This window comes from Maribacter sp. C-4077 (genome assembly GCF_055378385.1).
In genome coordinates this window covers 2,131,734-2,158,164 of record NZ_AP038807.1, presented here as the reverse complement: position 1 = coordinate 2,158,164, position 26,431 = coordinate 2,131,734, and the positions used below count along the sequence as shown (strand labels likewise).

The 26,431-nt window shown below is 42.2% G+C and carries 20 protein-coding genes; 10 read left to right on the top strand and 10 right to left on the bottom strand.

Annotated features, from left to right (window positions below; translation table 11 throughout):
- Nucleotide 1: 1 nt before the first annotated feature.
- From ACZ41C_RS09365 to ACZ41C_RS09355, 3 genes are read right to left on the bottom strand one after another with little or no spacing between them, the layout of a single operon-like run.
- Nucleotides 2-796, bottom strand: coding sequence for an SDR family oxidoreductase (locus tag ACZ41C_RS09365; RefSeq protein WP_464560937.1), 795 nt, complete (start codon nucleotides 794-796; stop codon nucleotides 2-4).
- 6 nt (nucleotides 797-802) lie between these two features.
- Nucleotides 803-1,636 (bottom strand): amidohydrolase family protein, encoded by an 834-nt coding sequence (locus tag ACZ41C_RS09360; RefSeq protein WP_464560935.1) that lies wholly within the window; start codon nucleotides 1,634-1,636, stop codon nucleotides 803-805.
- A 13-nt stretch (nucleotides 1,637-1,649) separates the two neighbouring features.
- Complete coding sequence (locus tag ACZ41C_RS09355; RefSeq protein ID WP_464560933.1) at nucleotides 1,650-2,666, bottom strand: zinc-binding alcohol dehydrogenase family protein; 1,017 nt, start codon at nucleotides 2,664-2,666, stop codon at nucleotides 1,650-1,652.
- A 211-nt stretch (nucleotides 2,667-2,877) separates the two neighbouring features.
- On the opposite strand from ACZ41C_RS09355, the gene ACZ41C_RS09350 reads away from it, so the two are divergent.
- The 10 genes from ACZ41C_RS09350 to ACZ41C_RS09305 are packed head-to-tail and all read left to right on the top strand — an operon-like array spanning nucleotide 2,878 to nucleotide 17,324.
- Nucleotides 2,878-5,349 (top strand): glycoside hydrolase family 95 protein, encoded by a 2,472-nt coding sequence (locus tag ACZ41C_RS09350; RefSeq protein WP_464560931.1) that lies wholly within the window; start codon nucleotides 2,878-2,880, stop codon nucleotides 5,347-5,349.
- Between the two features lie 2 nt (nucleotides 5,350-5,351).
- Nucleotides 5,352-6,917, top strand: a complete 1,566-nt coding sequence (locus ACZ41C_RS09345; RefSeq protein WP_464560929.1) for a glycoside hydrolase family 43 protein — start codon at nucleotides 5,352-5,354, stop codon at nucleotides 6,915-6,917.
- A gap of 23 nt (nucleotides 6,918-6,940) precedes the next feature.
- Complete coding sequence (locus tag ACZ41C_RS09340) at nucleotides 6,941-7,552, top strand: hypothetical protein (protein ID WP_464560927.1); 612 nt, start codon at nucleotides 6,941-6,943, stop codon at nucleotides 7,550-7,552.
- A complete protein-coding gene (locus ACZ41C_RS09335) occupies nucleotides 7,453-8,055 on the top strand; it encodes an alpha/beta hydrolase (RefSeq protein WP_464565742.1) in 603 nt (200 codons plus the stop codon). Before ACZ41C_RS09340 ends, ACZ41C_RS09335 begins: the two co-directional genes overlap by 100 nt.
- 21 nt (nucleotides 8,056-8,076) lie before the next feature.
- Nucleotides 8,077-9,243: an alpha/beta hydrolase-fold protein gene (locus tag ACZ41C_RS09330; protein ID WP_138257841.1), complete on the top strand. Its 1,167-nt coding sequence runs from the start codon at nucleotides 8,077-8,079 to the stop codon at nucleotides 9,241-9,243.
- A 29-nt stretch (nucleotides 9,244-9,272) separates the two neighbouring features.
- The gene (locus ACZ41C_RS09325; RefSeq protein ID WP_138257842.1) at nucleotides 9,273-10,475 is read left to right on the top strand and encodes an esterase; all 1,203 of its coding nucleotides are present in this window, start codon (nucleotides 9,273-9,275) and stop codon (nucleotides 10,473-10,475) included.
- A gap of 17 nt (nucleotides 10,476-10,492) precedes the next feature.
- On the top strand, nucleotides 10,493-11,851 hold the full coding sequence (locus ACZ41C_RS09320) for a glucuronyl esterase domain-containing protein (RefSeq protein WP_464560924.1): 1,359 nt from the start codon (nucleotides 10,493-10,495) through the stop codon (nucleotides 11,849-11,851).
- A 30-nt stretch (nucleotides 11,852-11,881) separates the two neighbouring features.
- Nucleotides 11,882-13,633, top strand: coding sequence for a glycoside hydrolase family 43 protein (locus tag ACZ41C_RS09315; protein ID WP_464560922.1), 1,752 nt, complete (start codon nucleotides 11,882-11,884; stop codon nucleotides 13,631-13,633).
- Nucleotides 13,634-13,682: 49 nt separating this feature from the next.
- Nucleotides 13,683-14,576, top strand: coding sequence for an alpha/beta hydrolase (locus ACZ41C_RS09310; protein WP_464560920.1), 894 nt, complete (start codon nucleotides 13,683-13,685; stop codon nucleotides 14,574-14,576).
- 36 nt (nucleotides 14,577-14,612) lie between these two features.
- Complete coding sequence (locus tag ACZ41C_RS09305; RefSeq protein ID WP_464560918.1) at nucleotides 14,613-17,324, top strand: alpha/beta hydrolase-fold protein; 2,712 nt, start codon at nucleotides 14,613-14,615, stop codon at nucleotides 17,322-17,324.
- 245 nt (nucleotides 17,325-17,569) lie between these two features.
- Here ACZ41C_RS09305 and ACZ41C_RS09300 read toward each other — a convergent pair whose 3' ends face one another.
- The 7 genes from ACZ41C_RS09300 to ACZ41C_RS09270 form a co-directional block, all read right to left on the bottom strand.
- A complete protein-coding gene (locus ACZ41C_RS09300; protein WP_138257845.1) occupies nucleotides 17,570-18,757 on the bottom strand; it encodes a fumarylacetoacetate hydrolase family protein in 1,188 nt (395 codons plus the stop codon).
- 210 nt (nucleotides 18,758-18,967) lie between these two features.
- Nucleotides 18,968-20,179 (bottom strand): cupin domain-containing protein, encoded by a 1,212-nt coding sequence (locus tag ACZ41C_RS09295; protein ID WP_464560916.1) that lies wholly within the window; start codon nucleotides 20,177-20,179, stop codon nucleotides 18,968-18,970.
- Between the two features lie 61 nt (nucleotides 20,180-20,240).
- Complete coding sequence (locus ACZ41C_RS09290; protein WP_138257847.1) at nucleotides 20,241-22,490, bottom strand: outer membrane protein assembly factor BamB family protein; 2,250 nt, start codon at nucleotides 22,488-22,490, stop codon at nucleotides 20,241-20,243.
- Nucleotides 22,491-22,550: 60 nt separating this feature from the next.
- Nucleotides 22,551-23,486 carry an RraA family protein gene (locus ACZ41C_RS09285; protein ID WP_138257848.1) on the bottom strand — a complete coding sequence of 312 codons (936 nt, stop codon included), beginning with the start codon at nucleotides 23,484-23,486 and terminating at the stop codon, nucleotides 22,551-22,553.
- Nucleotides 23,487-23,513: 27 nt separating this feature from the next.
- Nucleotides 23,514-24,755: a mandelate racemase/muconate lactonizing enzyme family protein gene (locus ACZ41C_RS09280; protein ID WP_205123402.1), complete on the bottom strand. Its 1,242-nt coding sequence runs from the start codon at nucleotides 24,753-24,755 to the stop codon at nucleotides 23,514-23,516.
- Between the two features lie 79 nt (nucleotides 24,756-24,834).
- Nucleotides 24,835-25,941, bottom strand: a complete 1,107-nt coding sequence (locus ACZ41C_RS09275; protein WP_240042695.1) for a bile acid:sodium symporter family protein — start codon at nucleotides 25,939-25,941, stop codon at nucleotides 24,835-24,837.
- Nucleotides 25,942-25,952: 11 nt separating this feature from the next.
- Nucleotides 25,953-26,414 (bottom strand): nuclear transport factor 2 family protein, encoded by a 462-nt coding sequence (locus ACZ41C_RS09270; RefSeq protein ID WP_464560912.1) that lies wholly within the window; start codon nucleotides 26,412-26,414, stop codon nucleotides 25,953-25,955.
- Nucleotides 26,415-26,431: the final 17 nt, after the last annotated feature.

Here is a 26,431-nt window from a genome sequence, read left to right as displayed (position 1 = left end):
TTTATTTTGTGGATAACAAAGCTCTATCCAAATGTACATACCCCCCGTCTACAAAAACGAACTGACCTGTAGTATGGGAGGATCTTTCCGATATTAAAAAAAGAACGGTATCGGCTATTTCAGACGGTAACGTCATTCTTGAATCCAAGGGAATCCTGTTTTTTATCTCCTCTAATTTCTGTTTTCCGTTCTCCAAACTATTTATCCAAGACTCATACGCGGGTGTATAGCTTTCGGCAATCATCAACGCATTGGAGCGTATGCCAAATTTTATCAAATCCACTGCCCATTCCCTGGTAAGTCCCAAGACGCCGCCCTTGGCGGCCGCATAACCAGAAGTACCTCCCTGCCCGGTAAGGGCTACCTTGGACCCAATGTTCAATATATTTCCTTTACTTTTTTTCAATAGGGGTAACGCAAATTTGACCGTTGCAAAGTAGCTGATAAGATTCAGTTTTAAAGAGGCTACAAAATCCTCAATGGATTTGTCCAAGGAGGCCCCATCATTTACGCCCACATTATTTATGACCACATCAATACGACCATATTTTTCTGAAACTTTATCTATCGCATTTTTGATTTGGTCTACATCGGTCATGTCCGTTTGAATAAAAAGGGCATCCAACCCGGTTTGCCCTAACTGCTTTTCGTACTCAATCCCCCTTATGTTCCTATCGATAAGTACCGGTATGGCACCTTCCGCTGCCAAGGCAAATGTTATTGCATGTCCAATGCTGCCTTCCATCCCCGCTGAACCCGTTACTACAACGATTTTGCCTCTAAGATTTAAATCCATGCTGCTTCAATTTTTTAGGTTATATATTCTCCCTGCATTATTATGATAGAAATCCTGTTGCTCATTTTCGGAAAGTTCATTGGCAAATTCTTTGGCCAATTCCAGGACTTTGCCATAATTTCCGGCTACAAGGCAAACGGGCCAATCAGAACCATAAAGTATACGCTTGGTACCAAAGGACTCCAGAGCCACTTCCAAATACGGTAGTAAACCGGGAACCGACCAATTCCTGTAATCCGCCTCCGTAATTACACCCGATATTTTACAGTGTACATTTTCAACATTCCCTAGTTCCTTCATGAGTAATTTCCATGCTTTGATATATCCCGATTTAATATAGGGTTTGCCCATATGGTCAAGTACGAAAGTTATGTGGGGAAAAAGCCTCACGAATTCCAATACGGAAGGTAATTGATGCGGAAAGACCAAAATTTCATAGATCAGGCCGCGATTCTGCAGCTCTCCAATACCCTCCAGGAATTCTTTCCTTAAAAGAAATAATGGGTCTATTTCGGCCTGTACTACATGTCTATACCCCTTGACAATGGGGAATTGCCCATAAATGTCCAAATCATGCTGAAGACGTTCACTTCGCAAATCGACCCAACCTATGATGCCTTTTATAAAATCGTGCTTACTGGCCAAGTCCAGTAGAAAATCGTTTTCCTTAAGGGTTTGGTCCGCCTGTACGGCAATACAACCACCCACCTTGTTTTCATTATAAATGGGCTCCAAATCCATCGGTAAAAAATCCCTTCGGATGTTGGCCATATTATCATCGATCCAGGCATGTTTTTCCTTTTCAAAAATCCAGAAATGCTGATGTGAGTCAATAATCATAAAAACGAACTTTTCATTTCCAATCAAAAGTAACCATGGCCTTGACCACATTTGTTTCTGGTAATAACCAAGAGTCGAAATGTTCAATCATTTCAGAATAATGAACCTTATGCGTTATAAACGAATCTGTTGGAAATTCCTTTATATGATCGATTACGAACTGAAAGTCTTCCAAAGTAGCATTTCTACTGCACATCAAAGTCGTTTCTTTGGCATGTATCTGGGGGTGCACATAGGTAAGTTCTCCTTTGGAAAGGCCTACCAAAACAAATCTGCCACCGTGTGACATATAGGATACACCTGTTTCCAAAGCATGTTTGTTTCCAGTAGCGTCAAATACAGCGGTAGCCAAGTCACCATTGGTAATTTCAGCTATCTTTTCAAGGGGGCTCTCCCTAACGTCCAAAACATGGGAAACCCCTATTTGATTGGCAGCGTAATTCAATCGGTCTTTATTCATATCCAAGGCAATAACCTTGGCACCCTTAATTTGGGCCAACTTCATGAGGCCGATACCTATAGGTCCACAACCAATTACTACGATTGTTTCGCCTTTATGAATAGCTGCCCTTCTTAGGGCATGTGCCCCAATAGCCAAAGGCTCAATGATGGCCATTTCCTCGAGGGAAAGATTATTTGCGGGAATAAGCAGATTTTTAGACAGGCTTATAATTTGTTGCATCCCCCCATCCACATGTACGCCTAAAACATTGATTTGGGTGCAGCAATTTGTTTTTCCATTTCTGCAGGCCACACAGGTGCCGCAACTTACATAAGGCATGACGATTACTTGATCGCCAATTCTGAAATCATCTTCATCTTGGGCAATATCCAATATCTCCCCGGCGAGTTCATGACCCAGTATTCTTGGGTATTTGAAAAAAGCTTGATTTCCACCATAGGCATGTAAATCCGTTCCACAAATACCTACACGATGTATTTTGACCAGTACTTCCCCGGTCCTTCTAACCGGTCGTTCTTTTTCCTTCAATTCAAAACGGCCAGGTTCCTGGCAAATGATATATTTCATGGTGCTGCGTCACTTATCTTAAACCAAAAAAATTAATAATTCGGTTCACAAATGTTATAAGTCTCAAAATAACGGAAGTTATTCTAACAATTTATTGGTTTTTTTTAGATTCCTTCACAATTATTCAAAAAATACTTTTTAAAAATAAAATTTAAATCGGCTTTATGTGTATATTGAAAACTTAAATTTAAACCTTCATTTTATAAGTTAGATGGTAACCCTTAATAAAGTAATATGTACGGCCATTCTCCTAGCTCCATTTTTATTTTTCGGACAACAAAATTCTGACCTAAAATTATGGTATGATGAACCTTCCGGGAAGGATTGGGAAAATGCTTTGCCCATAGGAAACGGACGCATAGGAGCCATGGTTTACGGCAATGTGTCTAATGAAATTTTTCAATTGAACGAGCATACCGTATGGAGTGGAAGCCCTAATCGAAATGATAATCCCAATGCACTGGAAGCTCTGCCAGAAGTGAGAAAGTTAATCTTTGATGGTGAATACAAGGCCGCCGAACAACTGGCCAATGAGAAGATCATTACCAAAAAATCGCATGGTCAAATGTTCCAGCCCGTGGGCAATCTGGAACTGTCGTTTCCAAACCATAACAATTACAACGACTATTATCGGGAATTGGATATCAGCAAGGCCGTTAGTAAAACCTCTTACCAATTAAATGGGATTACCTATAACCGAGAAGCATTTGTTTCTTTGGCCGACCGTGTGCTAGTTATCAAAATTTCGGCTGATGAACCGGGTAAAGTTTCATTTACGGCAAACTTTACTACGCCGCACCTAGAACCAAGAATTGAGACTCAGGGTAACGACCAACTTTCACTTTGGGGCAAAACGAGTGACCACGAAGGAGTAGAGGGTAAAGTGGAGTTCAATGCGCTGGCCAGAATAAAAACTACTAACGGAACGGTCACCCAAACCAATTCCTCCGTTGAAGTTAAAAATGCGGATGAAGCCGTTATCATGGTTTCCATTGCTACAAACTTTAATTCATACCATGACTTGAGTGGTGATGAAACGGAACGGGCAAAAGCGTATTTGGATGCTGCTTTTGAAAAAGAGTATGACCAATTAAAGTCTGACCACATTAAAAAATATCAAAAGCTCTTTGATAGGGTTGTTTTGGATTTTGGAAGTTCGGAGGCTTCAAAACTACCTACGGATGAGCGATTGGCAAATTTTAGAAATACTAATGACCCTTCGTTTGTGTCCCTATATTTTCAATTTGGAAGGTATTTATTGATTTGCTCTTCCCAACCTGGTGGACAACCAGCAAACCTACAAGGAATATGGAACGGACGCATGAAACCCGCATGGGACAGTAAATATACGATCAACATTAACGCCGAAATGAACTATTGGCCTGCGGAACGCACCAACCTTTCGGAATTGCACGAACCCTTTTTGACCATGGTGCAAGAGCTTTCGGAAACAGGAAAAGAAACCGCAAAAGTGATGTACGGCGCAAAGGGTTGGATGGCGCACCACAATACTGATATATGGCGAATAACCGGCCCCATAGACGGTGCGTTTTGGGGTATCTGGAACGGTGGAGGTGCATGGACCAGTCAGCATCTTTGGGAACATTATTTATATACGGGCGACACCTCGTTTTTACAATCTAGCTATCCTGTGTTGAAAGGGGTGGCGGAGTTCTATGCCGATTTTTTGGTACAGCACCCTAACTACCCCTATTTGGTAGTTGCTCCTGGAAATTCTCCCGAAAACGCCCCAGAGGAACATAAAGGCTCTTCCATTACGGCAGGTTCTACAATGGACAATCAATTGGTTTTGGATGTTTTCAATACGGCAATCAAAGCTTCAGAAATTTTAGAAAAAGATGGAGCCTTTGCCGATTCCCTTAAAACGTTACGGAAGAAACTACCACCCATGCAAGTGGGCAAGCACAATCAATTACAGGAATGGTTGGATGATGTGGACTCGCCCAAAGATCATCATAGACATATTTCCCATTTGTACGGTCTCTTTCCGTCCAACCAGATTTCGCCCTACCGAACCCCCAAACTTTTTGCAGCTTCAAAAAATACGCTCCTACAACGGGGTGATGTTTCAACGGGATGGAGCATGGGCTGGAAGGTAAATTGGTGGGCCAAAATGCAAGACGGCAACCATGCCTATAAATTGATAAAAGACCAATTGACCCCGGTGGGTATCAACCAAGGTGGAGGTGGCACCTACAATAACCTTTTTGACGCACACCCACCGTTTCAAATCGATGGTAATTTTGGGTGCACCTCTGGTATTGCCGAGATGTTGTTGCAAAGTTCCGATGGGTCGGTTCATTTACTCCCCGCCATTCCCGATGCCCTAAAGTCAGGTTATGTAGGCGGATTAAAAGCTCGGGGCAATTTTGAATTGGTTTCGATGGAATGGGAGGATAAAAAATTGGTGGTCGCTACGATAAAATCGAATTTGGGAGGAAACCTTCGGCTTCGAGTTCCAAACGCTGTAGAATTAGTCGGAATAGGAACCTTGAAAAAAGCGGAAGACGAAAATCCGAATCCACTCTTTTATGTACCTGAAACGGCTGCACCCATAATTTCCAAGGAGGCCACCTTGAAGAATCTAGAATTGGCAAATACGTATCTATACGATTTGGAAACTGAAAAAGGAAAGACATACACCTTTATAATGGAGAAGTAAGCATGATCCGATTTTTCACCCATACTATTTTGCTCGTTTTACTGATGCTTCAGTTTTCCGCTCATGCCCAAAAGCAAAACGCACAGAACCCCATTTTGTTTGCGGATGTTCCGGACGCATCCATGGTGCGTGTAGAAGACACGTACTATATGAGCAGTACCACTATGCATTTGAGTCCGGGGGTTCCTATCATGAAATCCAAAGACTTGGTCAATTGGGAATTGGTGAACTATGCCTATGACCGACTCGGAGAAGTGGATGCCATAAATATGGAAAACGGTAAAAATGCCTACGGCAGGGGTTCTTGGGCCAGTTGTATACGCTACCATAATGGAACATTTTATGTCTTCACGTTTGCAGCCACCACCGGAAAAACCTACGCCTTTTCTACCAAGGATATAGAAAACGGTCCTTGGAAAGAAACCTCGTTTGAACCTTCCTATCACGACTTGACGGTCCATTTTGACGATGATGGCAAAGTATACATGATTTGGGGTGCTGGGAAATTGATGATTGCCGAACTTGAAAGCGATTTGTCCGGCGTAAAAAAAGGAACGGAAAGGGTCTTGATTGAAAACGCCAGTGCCCCGGCCGGTGACAACATCATGTTGGGTGCAGAAGGTTCACAACTCTTTAAAATCAACGGAAAATTCTATCTTTTCAACATTACCTGGCCAAGGGGTGGGATGCGTACCGTATTAATTCATCGAGCGGACAACATCAACGGTCCTTGGGAAGGCAGACTTGCCCTTCAGGACAAAGGAGTTGCCCAAGGCGGCCTCATAGATACCCCGGATGGCAAATGGTTTTCTTATCTCTTTAGGGATTATGGCTCCGTGGGTAGAATTCCATATATAGTTCCGGTCAAATGGGAAGATGGTTGGCCCTTACTTGGCATAGATGGAAAAGTCCCTGATTCCTTGGATTTACCTCCAAGCGAAGGATTGATTCCGAATATCGTGGCTTCGGATGAGTTCAAGCGTAAAAAAAATGATGTAATACTTCCATTGGTTTGGCAATGGAACCATAATCCTGTGGACAGTTTATGGTCGCTTTCAAACCGTAAAGGTTTTTTACGATTGACCACAGGGCGAACGGACGAAACATTGGTGGATACCAGAAATACGCTTACACAACGAACGATAGGTCCCGTTTGTCAGGGTGTTACTTCCATAGACGTTTCTAACATGAAAGATGGTGATAATGCCGGATTGGTGCTTCTCCAAAAAAACTACGGTTGGGTCGGTGCAACCCAAGTAAAGGGCAAAAAGAAAATTGTCATGGTTCTAGGAAATAATGAAGGTGAAAAGATTGTAGAGGAGCTGGCGCTAAATCAAAAAACAATCTATTTAAAAGCCAGCTGCGATTTTACGGACAAGAAGGACGTTGCTTGGTTTTATTATAGTTTGGATAACAAAAATTGGAAAAGAATAGGTTCGGAATTAAAAATGTCCTACACCCTACCCCACTTTATGGGATACCGTTTTGGGCTCTTCAATTATGCCACTTCCCAAACCGGAGGCTTGGTGGATTTCGACTATTTCCGAATTAAGAATGAACTGGATTAAAACAATACTATAATCAATATAAAATGAACAGAAAATTACCACTAATCGCTTTACTCACTATTGCAGTGAGCTATATAAGCAGTGCTCAAAATAGCCCAACTATTATTGAGGATTTCAAACCTTCTACAAAAAACCAACCGGGCAAGGAATATCCCCAGGTGAATTCCCAAGGTTATGCCCGATTTAGAATTGAGGCACCTGCCGCGGATAGTGTACGGGTCAGTTTAGGCTTAGGTGGCAGAGGTGGCACTAAATTGGAAAAAGGAGAAGACGGATTTTGGGTGGGTACTACCGAAGGCCCTATGGACGAGGGATTCCATTACTACCACGTGAATGTGGATGGCGGTACCTTCAATGACCCTGGCGCCAAGAACTATTACGGTTCTGTACGCTGGGAAAGCGGTATAGAAATTCCTGCACATGACCAAGAGTTCTATGCACTAAAGAATGTTCCTCACGGTAAGGTGGAACAAATCTTATTTCCTTCACCCAGTACGAATACATCAAGAAGAGCATTTGTCTATACCCCTCCAGGATATGCCGAAAATCCAAACAAAAATATCCGGTATTATACCTACAACATGGTTGGGGCGAGGATGAAACCGCATGGAGCAATCAAGGCCATGCCAATTTGATTATGGACAATCTTATTGCCGAGGGTAAAATTGAACCCTTTATCATTGTAATGACCTACGGGATGACGAACGAAATCAAGTTCGGGGGACTCCGTAATTTTGACATCACCCCTTTTCAAACTGTAATGGTGGATGAACTGATTCCTTATGTAGATAAAAATTTTCGTACTATGGCCGATGCATCCCATAGGGCCATGGCGGGACTTTCCATGGGTGGTATGGAAACAAAGATGATTACCTTGAATAAGCCTGATGTATTCGAATATTACGGTTTGTTAAGTGGTGGTACGTACGCTCCTGAGGATATCGACAAAGAAGATGTGAAACTTATATTTCTAAGCTGCGGCAGTAAGGAACGTCCAGAGCGCATAAAGGAAGCTACAGAAAAATTAAAAGAGGCCGGTTACCCAGTGGCCTCCTATATTTCTGAAGGCACGGCCCACGAATTCCAGACATGGCGTCGCAGTTTGAAAGAAATGGCCCCCATGTTGTTTGCCAAGTAAAATCCTGAATTCCGAGAACACATGAAAAACAGCATTTTTACGCTGACGCTAATCGCTTTTTTTGGATACGGATACAGTTTTGCCCAATCCAAAAGCAGTGATGGGTACAAGCCATCGGAGACCAATCAACCTGGAAAAGAATTTCCGCAAGTCAATTCCGAAGGAAAAGTACGAGCCCAAATTTTGGCTCCTCATGCTACCGATGTCCGTTTGGATATCGGAGGGGTTAAATATGAGATGGTCAAAGATGAAGACGGTCTATGGACCGGGGAATCCGAACCGCAGGATGAAGGATTTCATTATTTCCAATTGAATGTGGATGGGGCATCGGTTCCCGATCCGGGCACCAAATACTACTACGGCGCTGGCCGATGGGGAAGCGGAATCGAAATACCATCAAGCGACAAGGAAATTTATGCCCTTAAAAAGGTGCCTCATGGTTTGGTTTCGGAAAAAATCTATTTCTCGGAGATTACCAAGGGCTGGAGACGCTGTTTTGTGTATACCCCGCCAAACTACCTTAAAGAAACCAACAAACGTTATCCTGTACTCTATTTGCAACATGGTAGTTTTGAGGATGAAACGGGGTGGACCTCCCAAGGGCATACCAATCTGATTTTGGATAATCTGTTAGCCGAAAATAAAGCGGAACCGATGATTATCGTGATGGATAACGGCTATGCTTACAGACCGGAAGAACTGGAGAAAAGTCAGTCCGGTGGCAGACCCGCCTCCGCTTTCGAGGAAGTGATGATGACCGAAATAATTCCCATGATTGATGCAGAATTCAGGACCAAAACGGACCGGACGCAAAGGGCTATTGCTGGCCTATCCATGGGAGCCAACCAGACCATGCGTATCTGCATGAACAACTTGGATACTTTCGCTTCATACGGAGGTTTTAGCGGTACTTCCAACTATCCCAGTAGTGATGCCATTGATACTACTACTTTCTTGAACGGGGTATTTGATGATGGTGTGTCGCTTGATGAAAAAATGGATGTTTTCTTTTTGAGCATGGGTACTAAAGAACCAAACCCTTTTCCCGGGTCTATCGGCGCCTTCAAGAACATGCTTGACAAACAAGGTATTGACTACACCTTTTACGAATCGCCCAAGACGGCACACGAATGGTTGACTTGGCGTAGAAGCCTTTATGAATTTGCCCAGCTCATTTTTAAAAATTGAAGCAGGCGATGAAACTTTAATACACTACTATGAATTTTAAGAATTTTTATTTACAAATTTTCACCTCGGCTCTGCTGTTAACTGCAGCCCTTGGCTTTGGTCAGCAAGCGAATGTCAACTTGGACTATAACCCTCAGAAAGATACGGAAGGGTTGATTCCTTTTAGTGCAGCGGTAAATTCTCCCGAAGTGCATGATGACCGCACCGTTACTTTTCGGGTAAAAGCTCCCGACGCAAAAAATGTGGAATTGAACCCCGGTGCCATCAACACTGCCTTGGGCAAGGGAAGAGAGCCCATCCCTTTTACCAAAGGTGATGATGGGGTCTGGTCATTGACTATTGGCCCGCTTCCGGTGGATATGTATTCGTATCATTTTAGGGTAGATGGTGCACAAATTGCAGATCCCAATAATACTCAGGCCGCTTTTACGGCCATGCCACCATACAGTACTTTGGTGGTGCATGGTGACGAACCTTCGTATTATGATGCGAAAAATGTACCCCATGGAAATGTCACGCGTCACGTTTATCATTCGGATGTCACCAATGGCGAACGGGAATTGTATGTATACACGCCTCCCAGCTATGATTCCAGTAAAGAATATCCCGTACTCTATTTGGTCGGAGGTAGTGGCGAGCTACCATCCAATTGGATTTATGATGGAAGAGCGAACTTTATTATGGATAATCTTTTGGCAGAAGGCAAGGCAAACCAAATGATTATTGCCATACCCAACAATCAGGTCATTCATCGGAATCATCCTGAGCATGCACAACTGACCTTTGATATTTTTGAAAAGGAGCTACGAAACCATGTGATTCCAATAGTAGATAAAAATTACAGTACGATAGAATCTCCTAAAGGAAGGGCCATTTCCGGATTATCCATGGGAGGCCGTCACAGTATGTTCATCGGTTTTAGGTCGCTCGATCTTTTTGCGAACTTTGGAATTCTCAGTGCTGGAGATACCGATGCGGAAACTTCTTTGAAAGATTTCTTAAATGATCCAAAAGTCAATGACAAGGTCGATTATCTTTTCGTAGGTCAAGGAACCAAGGAAGCGGAAGGTTTTTTCAATGCTAGGGTCCAAGGCCTCGTCGATGCATTGAACAACCATGACATAGAACACGAATACTATGTGGGCGGCAAGGGTGGACATGACTGGTCTACTTGGCGGCACCTCTTATATTATAGGTTTCTGCCCAACCTTTGGAAAGACCTTGATAACTGAACAAAAATCCTTCCAACGTGAAAAAAATACTATACTTCTTTATTTTCTTAAGTACTATCCTAGTAGGTGCCCAGAATAGTGATTTGTCAAGGGATAGTATCGCCAAGTATACCCGACAAGATTTTGCACAAATGAAGGAGCAATTGGGGATTACGATTCCCAATCGTCCAGGACCATCAGGAAATCCTACTGACCCCAATGCCGCTAATACGGATGAGAACAAAGTTGGTTTCTATTCCCTACCCGACCCTTTAGTTACTTCAAACGGAACTCCAGTAGCAACAGAAAAAGCTTGGTGGAACATTAGAAGACCAGAAATAGTAGCACAGTTTGAAGAGGAGATGTACGGTCATGTACCCGAAAACATCCCCGATATAAGCTGGACCATCGTGTCGGAAAAAGACACCACCGCCGGTCCGTATCCGGTAATGGAAACGCTACTTATCGGCAAGGTGGACAATTCCAACCATCCCAATATCGAAGTTAATATTGAGTTGCTGATAGGCCTTCCCAAAATCATTGAAAAAGCAGTCCCTTTGGTCACCCGTTTTGGCTTTATCACTTGGCCTTTTGGTCATCCTCCTAAAGAACCTAGCAGTTATTTGCTATCCTCGTACGAACCGTTATGGAAACAACAACTCATCTCACAGCACTGGGGCTATGCCATTTTGGTACCCACAAGTGTACAGGCTGATCATGGGGCCGGACTCACCTCGGGCATCATCGGCTTGACAAACAAAGGAAAACATAGAAGTCCCCAAGATTGGGGCGTGCTTCGTGCTTGGGCCTGGGGCGCAGAAAGAGCCATGGACTACTATGAAACTAATCCTAAAATCGATGCCTCAAAAATCGGTATTGAAGGAACCTCTCGCTATGGTAAGGCGGCCTTGGTCACCATGGCCTTTGACCCACGGTTTTCTTTGGGCTTTATTGGTAGCTCTGGTGCTGGAGGAGCTTCCCTATTACGAAGGAATTTTGGTGAGATGGTAGAAAATTTGGCTTCTAGCGGCGAGTACCACTGGTTTGCTGGCAATTTCATTAAGTACGCTAGCACGCTCACGGTAAATGACTTGCCCGTTGATGCCCATGAACTCATTGCCCTATGTGCGCCAAGACCCGTCTTTATTAGCGTAGGTTCGCCACTCATCGAAGGAAATTGGGTGGATGGAAAGGGCATGTTCCTTGCAGGACTTCATGCCACCCCAGTATATACCTTACTCGGCAAAAAAGGTATGGAAAGCGAAGAATATCCGGTAATTGGTCAAGCTTTAACTTCTGGAGAAGTTGCTTTTAGGCAACATGCGGGCGGGCATAGCACAGGGCCCAACTGGAGTACTTGGATTGCGTGGGCACATAAGTACTGGAAAGATAAATAAGAATTAATACAACTTTTGAATACTTTAAAAATGAGAAAAAGAAATACACTTTTAGCAATGGTCGTTTTATCGCTGTTTGCCATGGTAAGCTTTACGGTTGCGGAATACAGTACGTATCCACCTAAAAAAAACGTCCCCATATTTACGAAAGTCATCTATGAGGGTAACGATCAGGTCTACAACGATTATCCATTGGAAGAAGGGGAATTTTATAACCCCATTTTACAGGGTTGTTACCCAGACCCTGCCATTACCAGAAAGGGAGACGACTATTATATGGTTTGCTCCTCTTTTGCCATGTTTCCCGGCGTGCCGATTTTCCACTCAAAAGATTTAGTTAATTGGACCGACTTAGGTGGTGTTCTAGATGATATTACAGAGTTCAATCCTCATGATACCGGTATTAGTCAAGGTGTTTATGCCCCTGGTATAACCTACAACCCTCATAATGATACATTTTATATGATTGTTACGGCTTTTTCTGGGGGACTAGGAAATATCATCGTAAAAACAAAAGATCCTATGAAAGCATGGGGTAGCCCAAAAAAGCTAGATTTTGGCGGAATTGACCCTTCCATTTTCTTTGATGATGACGGTAAGGCTTATGTTGTACATAATGATGCCCCGGATAAAGGAAAAGAATTATACAATGGGCACAGGGTCATCAAGATATGGGAATATGATATTGAGAAGGATCAAGTAATAGCCGGCACAGACGAAATCATTGTAGATGGTGGCGTAGATATTACCGAAAAACCTATTTGGATCGAGGCACCACATATCTATAAAAAAGACGGAAGTTATTACTTAATGTGCGCGGAAGGTGGTACGGGCGACTGGCATAGTGAAGTGATTTTTAAAAGTGATAGCCCAAAAGGACCCTACATTCCTGCTCCAAGTAACCCGATTTTGACCCAACGTTACTTTCCAAAAGACAGAGAAAATATGGTGGACTGGGCCGGTCATGCCGATTTGGTTAAAGGTCCGGACGACCAATATTACGGCGTATTCCTTGCCATTAGGCCCAATGAAGAAAATCGCGTTAATACGGGTAGGGAGACCTTTATTCTATCCGTAGATTGGTCCGGTGAATATCCTGTCTTCGAAAATGGTTTGGTCCCTATAGAGCCAAAGCTTAAAATGCCGAAAGGCGTAACCAATAAAACCGGTCAAGATGGTTTTATACCCAATGGAAACTTCACCTTTGAAGAAGATTTCTCTTCGGATAAGCTGGATTATAGATGGATTGGTTTAAGGGGTACACGGGAAGCGTTCATCAAACAAACAAAGAAAGGCTTGGAAATAACCCCGTTTAGTACCAACATCAAGGAACGAAAACCTACCTCAACGTTATTTCATCGGCAACAGCATAAAACCTTTTCCTTTACAACTACTTTGGAATATGAGCCGAAATCGGAAAAAGACATGGCCGGAGTTACGGCCTATCAAAATGAAAATTCCAATTATGTATTCGGTATCACAAAAAAAGGAAAGCAAAACTATTTAGTTCTTCAGAAAAACAGTAAACCCAATTGGCGTGGCGAAACAGTTTCTAAAATCATAGCAACGGAACCGATTGATTTGAATGGCCCAATAGACCTAAAAATATCAGCCGATGGGGATGAATATCAATTTAGTTATGCAGTAAACGGTTCGGATTTCAAAACGGTTGGCGGAACAGTTTCTGGAGATATTCTCTCTACCGATGTTGCCGGAGGTTTTACCGGTGCCTTGTTAGGATTGTATGCAACATCGGGTAACGACATCATACTGGAGGATTAGTACAATTATTTTTTGAAAAGTAATTACCGAGTAACTTAAAATCTACTTAATGGGGAAAAATATTTTTTATCATATAGTTTTATTCTTCTTATCATTTTCCGCTATAAATGCTCAGGAAATAATAAATCTATATTCTTCTGAAATTCCAAATTCAAAACCCTCTGAAATAAAAGAATCTGGAGAAGGTTTGTATAGGAATGTAACCAATCCTACCCTGGAATATTTCAAACCAAATCCCGAAAAAGCAACAGGCACAGCCGTTATTCTTATTCCCGGCGGTGGTTATAGTGTTGTTGTTTATCAAGGTGAAGGCATTAGTAATGCGAAAATTTTAGCTGAAAAAGGTATTGCGACTTTTGTTTTAAAATATCGCTTACCAAATGATGAGATTATGGTAGATAGAAAAATTGGCCCTTTACAAGATGCCCAACAAGCCATAAAAATATTACGTGAAAATGCTGAAAAGTGGGGGTTGAACAAAGATAAAATTGGTGTAATGGGGTTTTCTGCTGGGGGGCATTTAGCTTCAACTGTTTCCACCCATTTTGAAAAGGCCTACATAGAAAATGAACGGAACACAAGCTTACGGCCCGACTTTCAAATTTTGGTTTACCCAGTGATTAGCATGACCAGTAATTTAACCCACGATGGTTCTCGAAATGCTTTAATTGGTGAAAATCCCAGTGAAGAAGATATTCGACTTTTCTCCAATGAATTACAAGTGAATACAAATACACCAATTGCTTACATAACGCATGCTGCAGATGATATCACTGTTGATGTGGACAATAGTATTGAATATTTTGAACAATTGAGACACAATAAAGTAAATGTGGAAATGCATATATATCCAAAAGGAGGTCATGGATTTATTTTCAAACACTCCAGCTGGATTACTCCCTTATTTGATTGGATAAAAAGGAACCAATTAATCAATGACTGATATTTTTAATTGTAAACTAGATACACAACACTAAAAATGAAAAAACTAAGAATCCACATCGGCGTTTTGGCAATGCTCCTGATATCTTCCATAAAAATTATGGGTCAGGACCCAAACTTTCATATTTATTTGAGTTTTGGTCAGTCCAACATGGAGGGGAACGCTCGTATAGAAGCACAGGACACTATTGATGTAACGGACCGTTTTAAGGTGTTGGCAGCAGTAGACTGCCCGGAACTTAATCGGAAGAAAGGAAATTGGTACACGGCCATACCGCCTCTATGCCGTTGTAAAACGGGCCTTACACCTACTGATTACTTTGGAAGAACGCTTGTAGAAAAACTTCCGGATAGCATTACAGTTGGGGTCATAAATGTAGCGGTAGGAAGTTGCAAAATTGAGCTTTTCGACAAGGATGGTTATGAGGATTATGTCAAAACGGCACCGGATTGGATGCTGAATATGATAAAGGAATACGACGGAAATCCATATGGACGTCTCGTAGATATGGCAAAAATTGCTCAAAAGGACGGTGTAATAAAAGGTATTCTATTGCATCAGGGAGAATCGAACACCGGGGACACCCTATGGCCCAAAAAAGTGCAAATAGTATATGACAACCTGCTTAAAGACTTGGGGCTTGAGGCTTCCAAAACACCTTTAATTGCCGGTGAGATGGTACATGCGGATCAAGGTGGTATTTGTTCGAGTATGAACGAAATTGTTGCAACGCTTCCAGAAACGATACCCAATGCACATATTGTTTCGTCAAAGGGAGTGCCGGATGCAAAGGATAATCTTCATTTTAATGCCGAAGGCTACCGTATTCTTGGCAGAAGATATGCCATTAAACTATTGAATGCTCTTCGTAATCAGGCCAACAATCCAATTACCGAAAGGCACGCTCCTAAAGGGTTTGATATGGAAAAATCCGGAATAGCGAAAGGTCGTATCGACAGTATTCTGTATGATTCAAAAACGGTCGGTGCCCAGAGGAAAGCGCTCATTTATACTCCTCCAGGTTATTCCAAATCAAAACGCTATCCAGTATTATATTTATTACATGGCATCGGTGGCGATGAAAAGGAATGGTATAAAAATGGAGCTCCGGCCGCAATTTTGGACAATCTTTATGCGGAAAGAAAATTGGAACCCATGATCGTGGTCATGCCAAACGGTCGCGCCATGAAAAATGACCGGGCCGAGGGTAATATTTTTGCCCAGGATAAAGTGGCCGCATTTGCCACTTTTGAAAAAGACTTGTTGAACGATTTGATTCCGTATGTCGAGAAAAAATTCAAAGTCTACAAGGATAAGGAGCACCGTGCCATTGGAGGTCTCTCTATGGGTGGTGGGCAAACCCTAAATTTTGGTTTGGGCAATTTGGATACTTTTTCTTGGGTAGGTGCCTTTTCTTCGGCTCCAAATACAAAAGTACCTGAAGAATTACTGCCAAATCCTGAAAAGGCTAAAGAATTGGAAGCATTATGGATCAGTTGTGGCGATGCCGACGGTCTGATGCCTTTTAGTAAACGTACGAGTGATTACTTGAGTAAACACGATGTTCCCCATATCTTTTATGTGGAACCAGGTGGACATGATTTTGAGGTGTGGAAAAATGACTTGTACATGTTTTCTCAATTACTCTTTAAACCGGTTGATAAATCACTTTTCAACAAATACAGCGTGCTCGGATTACCAGCAAGCACCAATATAAGAAGGTCGTCCTATCCTCAAATACTACCAGATAAGCGTGTTATTTTCAAGACCAAGGCTCCGGATGCCAAAAATCTACAAATAGACCTGGGTAAAAAATACGACATGGAAATAGATGATGAAGGTTTTTGGACCGTTACCACAGACTCCATCACCGAAGGTTTTCACTACTATTCCCTGATTATCGACGGGGTAGCGGTTGCAGATCCTGCCAGCGAATCATTTTATGGAATGGGTCGTATGGCCAGTGGAATCGAGATACCGTTCAAGGGAGATGGATACTACAGCTTAAAGGATGTTCCCCATGGTGATATTCGCATTAACAAGTACTATTCCGAAGCTTCCCGTTCTTGGCGAGAAATGTATGTCTATACACCTCCGGGGTACGATGGGTCAACCGGCAACTATCCGGTGCTCTACCTCTTACACGGCGGTGGTGAAGACCAACGGGGCTGGGCCATGCAAGGGAAAACTAATCTAATATTGGACAATTTAATTGCCGAAAATGAGGCTGAACCTATGATTATTGCCATGTTGGACGGAAATGTTTCCTCTGGCGGTCTCGCCGGGTTCAACGAAAATTCACTGAAGGCTTTTGAAAATGAACTAAAACAAGCAGCGATACCTTTTGTGGAAAACAAATACCGGGTAAAGACAGGAGCTGAAAATAGAGCCTTAGCCGGACTCTCCATGGGTGGATTGCAAACACTTTATGCAGGTATTCAGAATACGGATATGTTCGCTTATTTAGGTGTTTTCAGTTCGGGATGGTTCGCAAATAACGATGAGTTATCGGGTCCCCAATATGCACTTATGAAAAAGCATACCGAGAAAATCAATAACAATTTGAACCGCTTCTTTATTTCGATGGGAGGTAAAGAGGATATCGCCTACCAAAACTGTCAAGTAATGATGAAAAAATTTGACGAGATAGGTATCAAATATGAGTACAGCGAATATCCAGGAGGACATACATGGCCCGTATGGCGACATGACCTTTATACATTTGCACAGCGCTTATTTACAAAATGAAACCTTTTGAAAAATAGTGACTATGGAAAAAACAAAAGGCCTATTAAGCAATTTCCTAATGAATTCTATACTTTGAACTTATCCAATACAATGTAATCTATGTTGACTCCCAATCCCTGTAAGCACAATTGAAAATTGCTATTTACAGAGGTTGGGAGTAATAAAACAATAGGTTTAGGAACAAATAAATCAGTTTCTTAAGAAGGGGGATTTCAATTTACCACAGCATCAACCTATAGCTAATGCTAGCCGATCATTCTTTTTAGGGTATAATCAATAAAGGCATTGATTCCAAATTGCCATCTTGGAATCCTATTCGTTAAGTTTACCCAATTAACCAATTGGCCAAGTTTGGGAGATGCAATTACCACTTTATCATTTATTTTATGGGTAAAGCCCATACCTTCTTTGTCCCGGTCCAACGTAGGGGCGAACATCGTTCCGCAAAAAAGTACAAACCCATCGGGATATTGATGATTATCGCTCAATACCTGACTCACCAAGTCCTCCGGAGACCTGCTTATTTCCCCCATATCACTGGAATCTTCTAAAAGAAAGCCATCTTTTCCTTCAATTTTTAATGATACTTTTGAAGCTTTTAAATGCTCCAGGGAGAACGTATCGTCAAACATTCTAAATAACGGACCGATGGCGCATGAGCCATTTTGATCCTTCGCTTCGCCAAGTAATAAGGCGCTCCTTCCCTCAAAATCCCTCAGGTTAACATCGTTGCCCAATGTGGCACCCACTATTTGCCCTTTATTGGTCACTACCAATACCACTTCTGGTTCTGGGTTGTTCCAACCAGAATCATGGTGAACCCCTACTTCAGCGCCAAAACCAACGGAAGAAAAGGGTTGGGACTTAGTGAATACTTCGGCATCCGGCCCTATACCTACTTCCAAATATTGTGACCAGATACCCCGTTTCTTCAGTTCTTCCTTTAATTTCATGGCATGGTCAGAGCCAGGTCTAACATTATTTAGACCCTCCCCTATGGTAGCCGTAATTTCTTCCCTTATCTCATTCGCCAACATGGGATCACCTTTTGCCTTCTCCTCAATTACACGTTCCAATAGGCTTTTAATGAAAGTTACCCCGCACGCCTTTACCGCCTGGGTATCGTTAGGCGCCAGTAGAAAAGGTTTTTCTTCATCCCTATTATGGAATATGGAGTTCTCCAATATTTCTTCCAGCTTTCCTATTTGGGTAATATTTTGGTCGTTCACCTTTAGAAACTCTTTATAAGAACTAGTATTGATAAGTTCACTGGTAGATTTAAAATAATAGGACAGATCATAAACTATTCCCTTATGGGCCCAAATCACGTGGGGTCCCGCTATATTTTTAAAAGCGTTTTTTTTTGGAACGTGGCATCTTCCTATCCATATGCCTTCATTAGCCAATTCTGGGATTATTTGATTTTTATCCATGTATAGTTTTGATATTTAGTGGGTTGTACAATCGTTGTTGTATTGCCATGTATTTGCCTAATTTTATTCTAAAACATCGCCTTACGAGGTGTCGAATCTTGTTTTCAATAAATGTCTGGATGCTTATTTACCCATCTTAAAAATAAGAAACCATTTTTAAGCCTTTATTACTAACAAGGAAAATGCCGACCCATTTTAAGAACGACTATTTTAATGCTGCACATCATCGCCCATAACATCGTAGCCTCGCCACTTAAATTCCTTGGCAAGTCCTGATGCTGCCGGCCATGCAATTTGATGCTGGTCGCTGGCCACCCATTTTGTCCTATTTTCTTCCGTATCGAAAGATATTTGAATTTGGTAGTTGAATATAGTTGGTTCCGCTTGGATCTCCTTTGACAAATCTTGAGGAAAAAGACGAAGTAGTTTAGAACTTAAATATCCGTCTTGTACGACCATCGCGGGAACATAAATGGAATAGTACATTTTTTCAAAAGCTGCCGCATTTTCCGCATCTACCACAAAGTCCATTTGCAATGCCATGGCCTTGGGTCGGTTCAAGGGTTTATTAATTTTATGCCCACTTTCATTGGATGCGGCTATACCAATCACCAAAATTTCCAAATCTTCACCATCACCAGACCATGATATCTCCTCTCCCAAGCTGGCAAAGAAGGAATCGTCTTTCTTTAACTCTACCGTGGACGAACCTACTGTAGCGGACCCTGTTCCTTTCATAATGTAATAAACCTCCTCTGTACCTTCCAATCGATGCATTTCTGTTTTGGTCCCTGCCGGCACTACTAGATGATCCACATGGTGCCAAGCGGTTCTAAAGATTTCGGGTCCCAAAATTCTTTTAAACTTTGCTCCCTTTCCATAATGGGCCTTTTCGTCCTCTTTAAGTTGGCTCATGTTCAATTGAGCATTTACAAACACAGGGGCGCCATCTTTTTTGGTTTTGGATAAATCGTCTCCCAAATCAAAGGCATCTCCCCTTGCCTTTACCTCGCTTACGGCAAAATTCAACCACTTTAAAGGTTTTCCAGAGGCATTATAAATACCATGGGAATCGCCAAGTTTGCAGGGAACTAATGCCGGCCCCTTTAGGGTCGATGTTCTTCCATTAATCGTAAACTCCGCCTCCCCATCCAGAATAACGTACATCTCTTCAATGGAATGGTGAAAATGATGGCCTATCCCAGATTTAGGCTGAATTATTCCAGAATGTAAATACAAAAAATTAGTGGCCAGATCATTTCTACCTACTAACTGGGTAAAACCCATTGTACCCGCACCTGCGTGCACACTAGACAAATCCCGATAGGTAGAAGGGTCATTGTGGACCACCCTTTCATTGAGGTTTTGCGCTATACAGATACTGCCCAAAAGACAGCACAAAAAACTAAGCATTGGTTTCATAAGAGTGAATTATATTTTAATCGATTCGAAAAATTATCATTTTTAACCCCTACGAAAGAAGTCATTTTTTATCCGGTATCCCGTAAACCACGTACCCTTTGGAAATGGCTCCCGACTTTTTTGAATGATCGTAACTATCGCTTCTAAAATTGGAAGTAGCATTTATGACCAAATATTCCTTACCGTTCAAAGTAAACATACTTGGTTGGGCATTGGTTTCATTGCTCAAAGTAGTTTCCCATAGTACGCTTCCATCTTCACTATCAAATGCATATACCTTGCCTCCTTTGGCAGTAGCAAATACGATACCCGTAGAGGTAATTACCATACCCTTACGTTGTGTACCATTTGGAGCTCCCTTGGTCTCATCCCCTTTTGCATAAAGGGAGTCCACGCCAATGGGCCGTCTCCATTTTATCGTTCCGTTATTGAGGTCATATGCAAGGATCGAAGACCAAGGTGGGTCAATTAAACCCGGCCAGTCCAAACCATAATCCGTGGTGTACCTTACTTCTGGATGATCAGTGCCTTCAGGATACTCTTGCATGGGAGCGCCACGCTGGGTATCCGGGGGAATATCTACGCCTCCTGAAGCCACAACTGGTCCTTCGATTGGCACTTCTTCACCTTGGCCACGTCTAAAATTTCTACGTTCAGGATCACCTCCCAAAAACTGAAACAACGCCTTTAAAGAGGCTTCGTCCACATGTACCAGACCAGGCATGACCCCTTTTCCGTTGATTACAATGTTTCTAAAATCCTCATAAAACATATGGTGTCCCAAATTTTTTAGGGAAGGTCCCGCACCACCCTCCATATTTGGACCATGACAGGCAATACACGAAGACCCGTAGAGCGATTTCACCTTATCAACATCATTATTCGTCAACTCATTTTTAGGTGGTTCCACTTTGTTTAACCTGTACGTTGAGGCATACTCCTGGGTCATTATGTACATTATTCCATTGTCTGGATCTGCAGCAGTATTACCATAGTTGGCACCACCCAAGGCTCCGGGCATCATTAGGGTTTCATATTTATCCGATGGCGGCACATACAGACCGGTTTTTGCCGAGTCCAGCCGCTTAAGCCAATCCTGTCGAAGGCTATCCGAAAAATATGGATTCAAATTTTCCTTGGTTACCTCATGTCTTGTAAAACTAGGGAGTGATGTTATGGGTTGGGTAGGCCAAGATTCTTCCCCAGGCATTTCGCTTTTTGGAAATGGTTTTTCTTCAATTGGAAATAAAGGTTCCCCGGATACCCGATCAAACACAAAAACAAATCCATGTTTTGTGGCTATGGAAACCGCATCTATTTTTTTCCCATCCTTGTTCACTGTTAGTAGTTGAGGTGCAGGTGATAGATCATAATCCCACAAATCATGATGTACCGTTTGGTAATGCCATAATCTTTCTCCTGTCTTAGCATCTACGGCAACCAGGGAATTTGCAAAAAGATTACTTCCTAGTCTATCGGCCCCGTAATAATCATACGTAGGTGAACCAATGGGCAAATACGCGATTCCCCTTTCCTCATCTACGGAGATTTCACTCCAAACATTGGCACCGCCCACATATTTGTAAGCATCCTTTGGCCATGTTTCATAGCCATATTCGCCAGGATGGGGAATGGTATGAAATATCCACTCCATTTTACCAGTGACCACGTTATAGGCCCTGACATGACCCGGCGGCGAAAAATATCCTTCTCCGGGCGCGGACCCCAATATCAATAGATTGTCATAAATGACACCTGGCATCATAGATTGAATACGGGTTATTGAGGTTGGATCACGGTCCAACCCTTCCCTAAGATCTACATATCCATTGTTTCCAAAATTCTCTATGGATTTTCCTGTTCTTGCATCTATGGCCTGTATGGAATTGTTCAAGGTAAACAACAATCTTTGATCACTCTTGTCCTTACTTTCCCAGTAATTGATACCTCTTCTGGTAATTCCCGGTAAATTGGCATGAATCCAAAGTTCTTCCCCTGTTAGGGCATTAATTGCAATTAAAGAACTATTCTTTCCTAACACAAACATGGTACTGTCCACGATAATAGGACTGAAAAAATAAAACCTATCATCGCCGGAAGGATAGCTCCAAAGCATTTCCAGTTGACCTACATTTTCCTTGGTAATACTAGGCGACTCAAAAAACTTGGATTGATCCGGACTGCCCCCATAGTGGGACCATGTCTTATGGTCCGTACTTTGTACTTCAGGAGATTGACATCCAACAAGAACGAGTATAAACATCGTTACTGAAAGAGGAATCAGAAATCTGGATAAGTCTTTTTTTTGCATTATTTTAAGGTGTAAAATCCCGGCGATAAGGGTTTTAATTTCAACCGTACTTACTATCGGCTACCAAGTTCTTTTCTTCAATATTTCTTGAATCTGTTCCCTTGAAACAGGAAGATCATCTATATGTTCGTTGAGCCACTTGCTAAAGTCTTTTTCTATATCCTCTGCCCAACGGGTATCTATTTGTCCTGCGGTATATACACCTTCTTTGATACGCAAGTGGCCAAACATATCACGGAGCCTAACAACTTCCGAAGTTGTTGCGACCTTTTCGGCTAAGTGGGGAGGTATAAAAGTCACTACTCCCATTTTTCCCAAGACCACGTCGCCTGGCATAACGGTTACCGTTCTGATTCGGGTAGGTTGGTTTATACCGATGAGCATCGTATTCAAATCTCCCGGTGGATTGTGGTGGGATGCATCATAGCTGGTGTAATAGGAGGTAAAACCACCTATTTCCATGAGTCCCTCCACATCCCTAAGAGCGCCGTCGTAAACGATGCCATTTCCAGTTTTGGCATAAATGGCATTCCCTACATTGTCCCCAATGGTAGGACCGTCCTTATCCGCCCCAAATTGATCGGCAACATAAACATCACCCTTAACCAAAATATCCACGGGCCATGTATTTTGTCCCCGTTTTCCCTCAGCTTTTCCACGGTCATCAATGGCTTTCCATACATCAGGGCGGCCTGGCATAAAGGTGGCTGTTACGGCGCGACCTACCAAAACACTATCTGGATTGATCATTTTCCAATCCTCCGCTATTTGATATCGATATCCTTCGTTCTTCATGACGGCCCAAGCCTCTTCCACACTTACGGATTTTATCCGTTCCAACAGGGCATCGGACACCTTGGGTCTTCCATCATCAAAACGTTCTCCGGTCCATTGTGGAGTCAAAAAAATAAGTTCTTCCTTACTGATCTGCTGCCCCATCATTTGTGTTGCAAGACCCACGAGCACCACTAGGAGCATATATTTTTTTCCAAACATAATCTTCTATATTTAAAGTGTTATTGATTATTCAAAAAACGGAACTCCTTCAGGTGCATATTTTCGCATGGCATCCTCATTGATGTCTACCCCAATACCCGGTTTATCCGAAACTTTTACAAAACTATCCTTTACCCAATCTCCTTCATCATAGGTTACTATTTCCTTAAACATGGGGTCTGTATGAAAGTACGATTGCCATTCCATTAAATGGAAATTTGGAACCGAGGCACACACATGGGCGCAGGCCATGGCTCCTAGGAATGAAGCCACCATGTGTGGAGAGAAAGGAACATAATATAAATTGGCCAAATTGGCAATACGTTGACCTTCACCTAATCCGCCACATTTTTGAAGATCTGGCATAATAATATCCACTCCATTGTCTAACAATTGCTTGAACCCATGACCTAGATACACATTTTCACCAGCAGAAATTGGAGTACTTGTTTCTTCGGCAAGTGTTTTAAAAGCATCAAAATTTTCTGCTGGTATGGGCTCTTCCAACCAAGTAAGATTTAAATCCTCTACTTTTTTTGCTATGGTCTGGGCGGTAACATGATCATAACGTCCATGCATATCCACACACAAATCAATTTTTGGACCTACCGCTTCCCTCACCGCGGCAAGTTGATCATACATACGTATAATTTCACCCGGACTGGCGGTCCAATTATATCGATCATACTTATCCGGATCACTAGCATAATCCAAATCGAACTTTAAGGCATTGAAACCCCAATTTTTGATGGCATCCTTTGCTGCGGTAGCGAAATCGTCCGGAGAGGGAAAACGAACCCTATAAAGCGCCGTATCACAATATACCCTTACCTTGTCCCTGAATTTGCCTCCAAGCAACTTATAAACAGGCAAATCCAAGGCTTTGCCAGCCAAGTCCCACAAGGCAGTTTCAATAGCTGAGAGAACTGCTACGTAAGTACCTGACTGCGCGCCGCCAAAATGACCCGCCCGTCTAATATCCTCAAATATTTTATGAACGTTGAAAGGACTTTGGTCCCTTAAAAAAAATCCCATTCTTTTGACCAGGTGGTAGGTACCTGGCACGGCATCAACACCTTCTCCACATCCGTAAATTCCCTGATTGGTATGTATTTTCACGAAAAGACCACTACCCCTTCGTATAAAACCACATTTTACATCGGTTATCTTTAAATCTGAAGGCGCAGAAAGTTTGGGGTTTTTATCAATAGCTGCTACATATTCGTTACCATAGGTACTTGAAACCATACCTAAACCTGCTCCAGCCATTAAAGATTTTGATATAAAAGATCTTCTTGAATTTTTCATTGGTTCTTTTGATTTTTGTTAATGTGATTAATTTTATTTATTAATTGGTTTCCAAAACTTTAGCTTCCTTCACCGTTGGTTTTCCATGCCAGTAAGAGGCCAATACAGATCCAGTGATGTTCATCAACGGTCCAAACACTGCGGGCGCCAATCCCATGGTTGCTATTTTCCCAAGACTGTTGGCAATACCAGATGCCAATCCAGCATTTTGCATGCCCACTTCAAGAGCAATGGTTCGCGCATCCTCTTCGGACATTTTGAAGAGTTTCGCGTACCAATAACCTAGAAGGTATCCAAAGAAATTATGGATCAATACAAGAAACATTAATATGCCTCCTATGTCCAACAAACTATCCCTGCCCGCAGCAGTGATAATCGTAATGATCAATCCAATGGCCAACATTGAGATTAGCGGCATGGCTCGACCAATCCAATTGGCACCTTTTCCCAAAAGTTTATTGACCAAAAGACCCGCACCTATGGGAAGAATAATCATTTTGATAATGCTCCACATCATAGAAAGCACATCGATTTCAATGAATTCACCTGCAAATACCTTCATCATTAGTGGCGTAAGAAAAGGAGCCAATAATGTTGCTATGGATGTAATGGTTATGGACAGAGCAACATTGGCATTGGCTAAAAAAGCCATAACATTTGAGGCCACACCACTTGGGGAACAGCCAATTAAAACGATACCGGCTGCAATTTCCGGAGGAAAATCACTTATCTGTGCCAAAATGTAACCAATGATGGGCATTACTAGTAACTGTGCCGACACCCCTATAGCAACACCCTTAGGTGATTGAAAAACAGCTGCAAAATCCTTGATGCTCATAGTGGTACCCATACCGAACATAATAATCTGTATAAGTGGAATTATAAGTACAGTGAGCTTGAAATCACCAATATTGGTGAAATAGGATGGGTAGTAGAGGGCAGCCGTCACCCCCATAAAAATCATAATTGTAAAAATAAGACCTTTTAATTTTTCATACCCGTTGAAGCCGAATGCAATGAGGGCAAAAAGAATTAGTATGAAAGGTCCTGCCATATCTATATTTCCCGATATGATCATACCAACGACGACCAATAAGAAAACCGCCGCAAAGCCTAAAGAAATTGAATAAATATTGATTTTTCCCAAGAGTAAATATTTTAAAGTTTATAAGCTTGTCTCGCCAGTAGTTTCCATCGGCCCTCCTTTTTAAATACCAATAGACAGCCTATCCTTACCTCGGCCGGTTTACCATTGTTGTTTCCTTGGGCCTCAAAAATATGCCGAACCACACCTACATTACCGGTTACCGCAACGGTCTGTTCCTTTTGCGTAATGGAAGAAAACTGAAATGCACCGTTCAGTACCCCGTTTACATATTCCGATTTATTTTCCAAAGCACCACTGGAATGACCATAGGATAAATTTTCCGATGTCAATTGCTCCAAAACTTCTTTTTCCTTGTCCACCATGGCACCGTATAATTCGGTAACTGCTTTCTCAATTTCCGTAACATTCTTATTTCGATTCTGCGCCGAAATAAAAGAAGTAAGGCCCAAAAGTGTAATAAGTGTTAGTCCCCGCGCAACCTTAGAAAGAAAATGCAACTTCATTGCTATCATATTCCTTTTTATTTAAT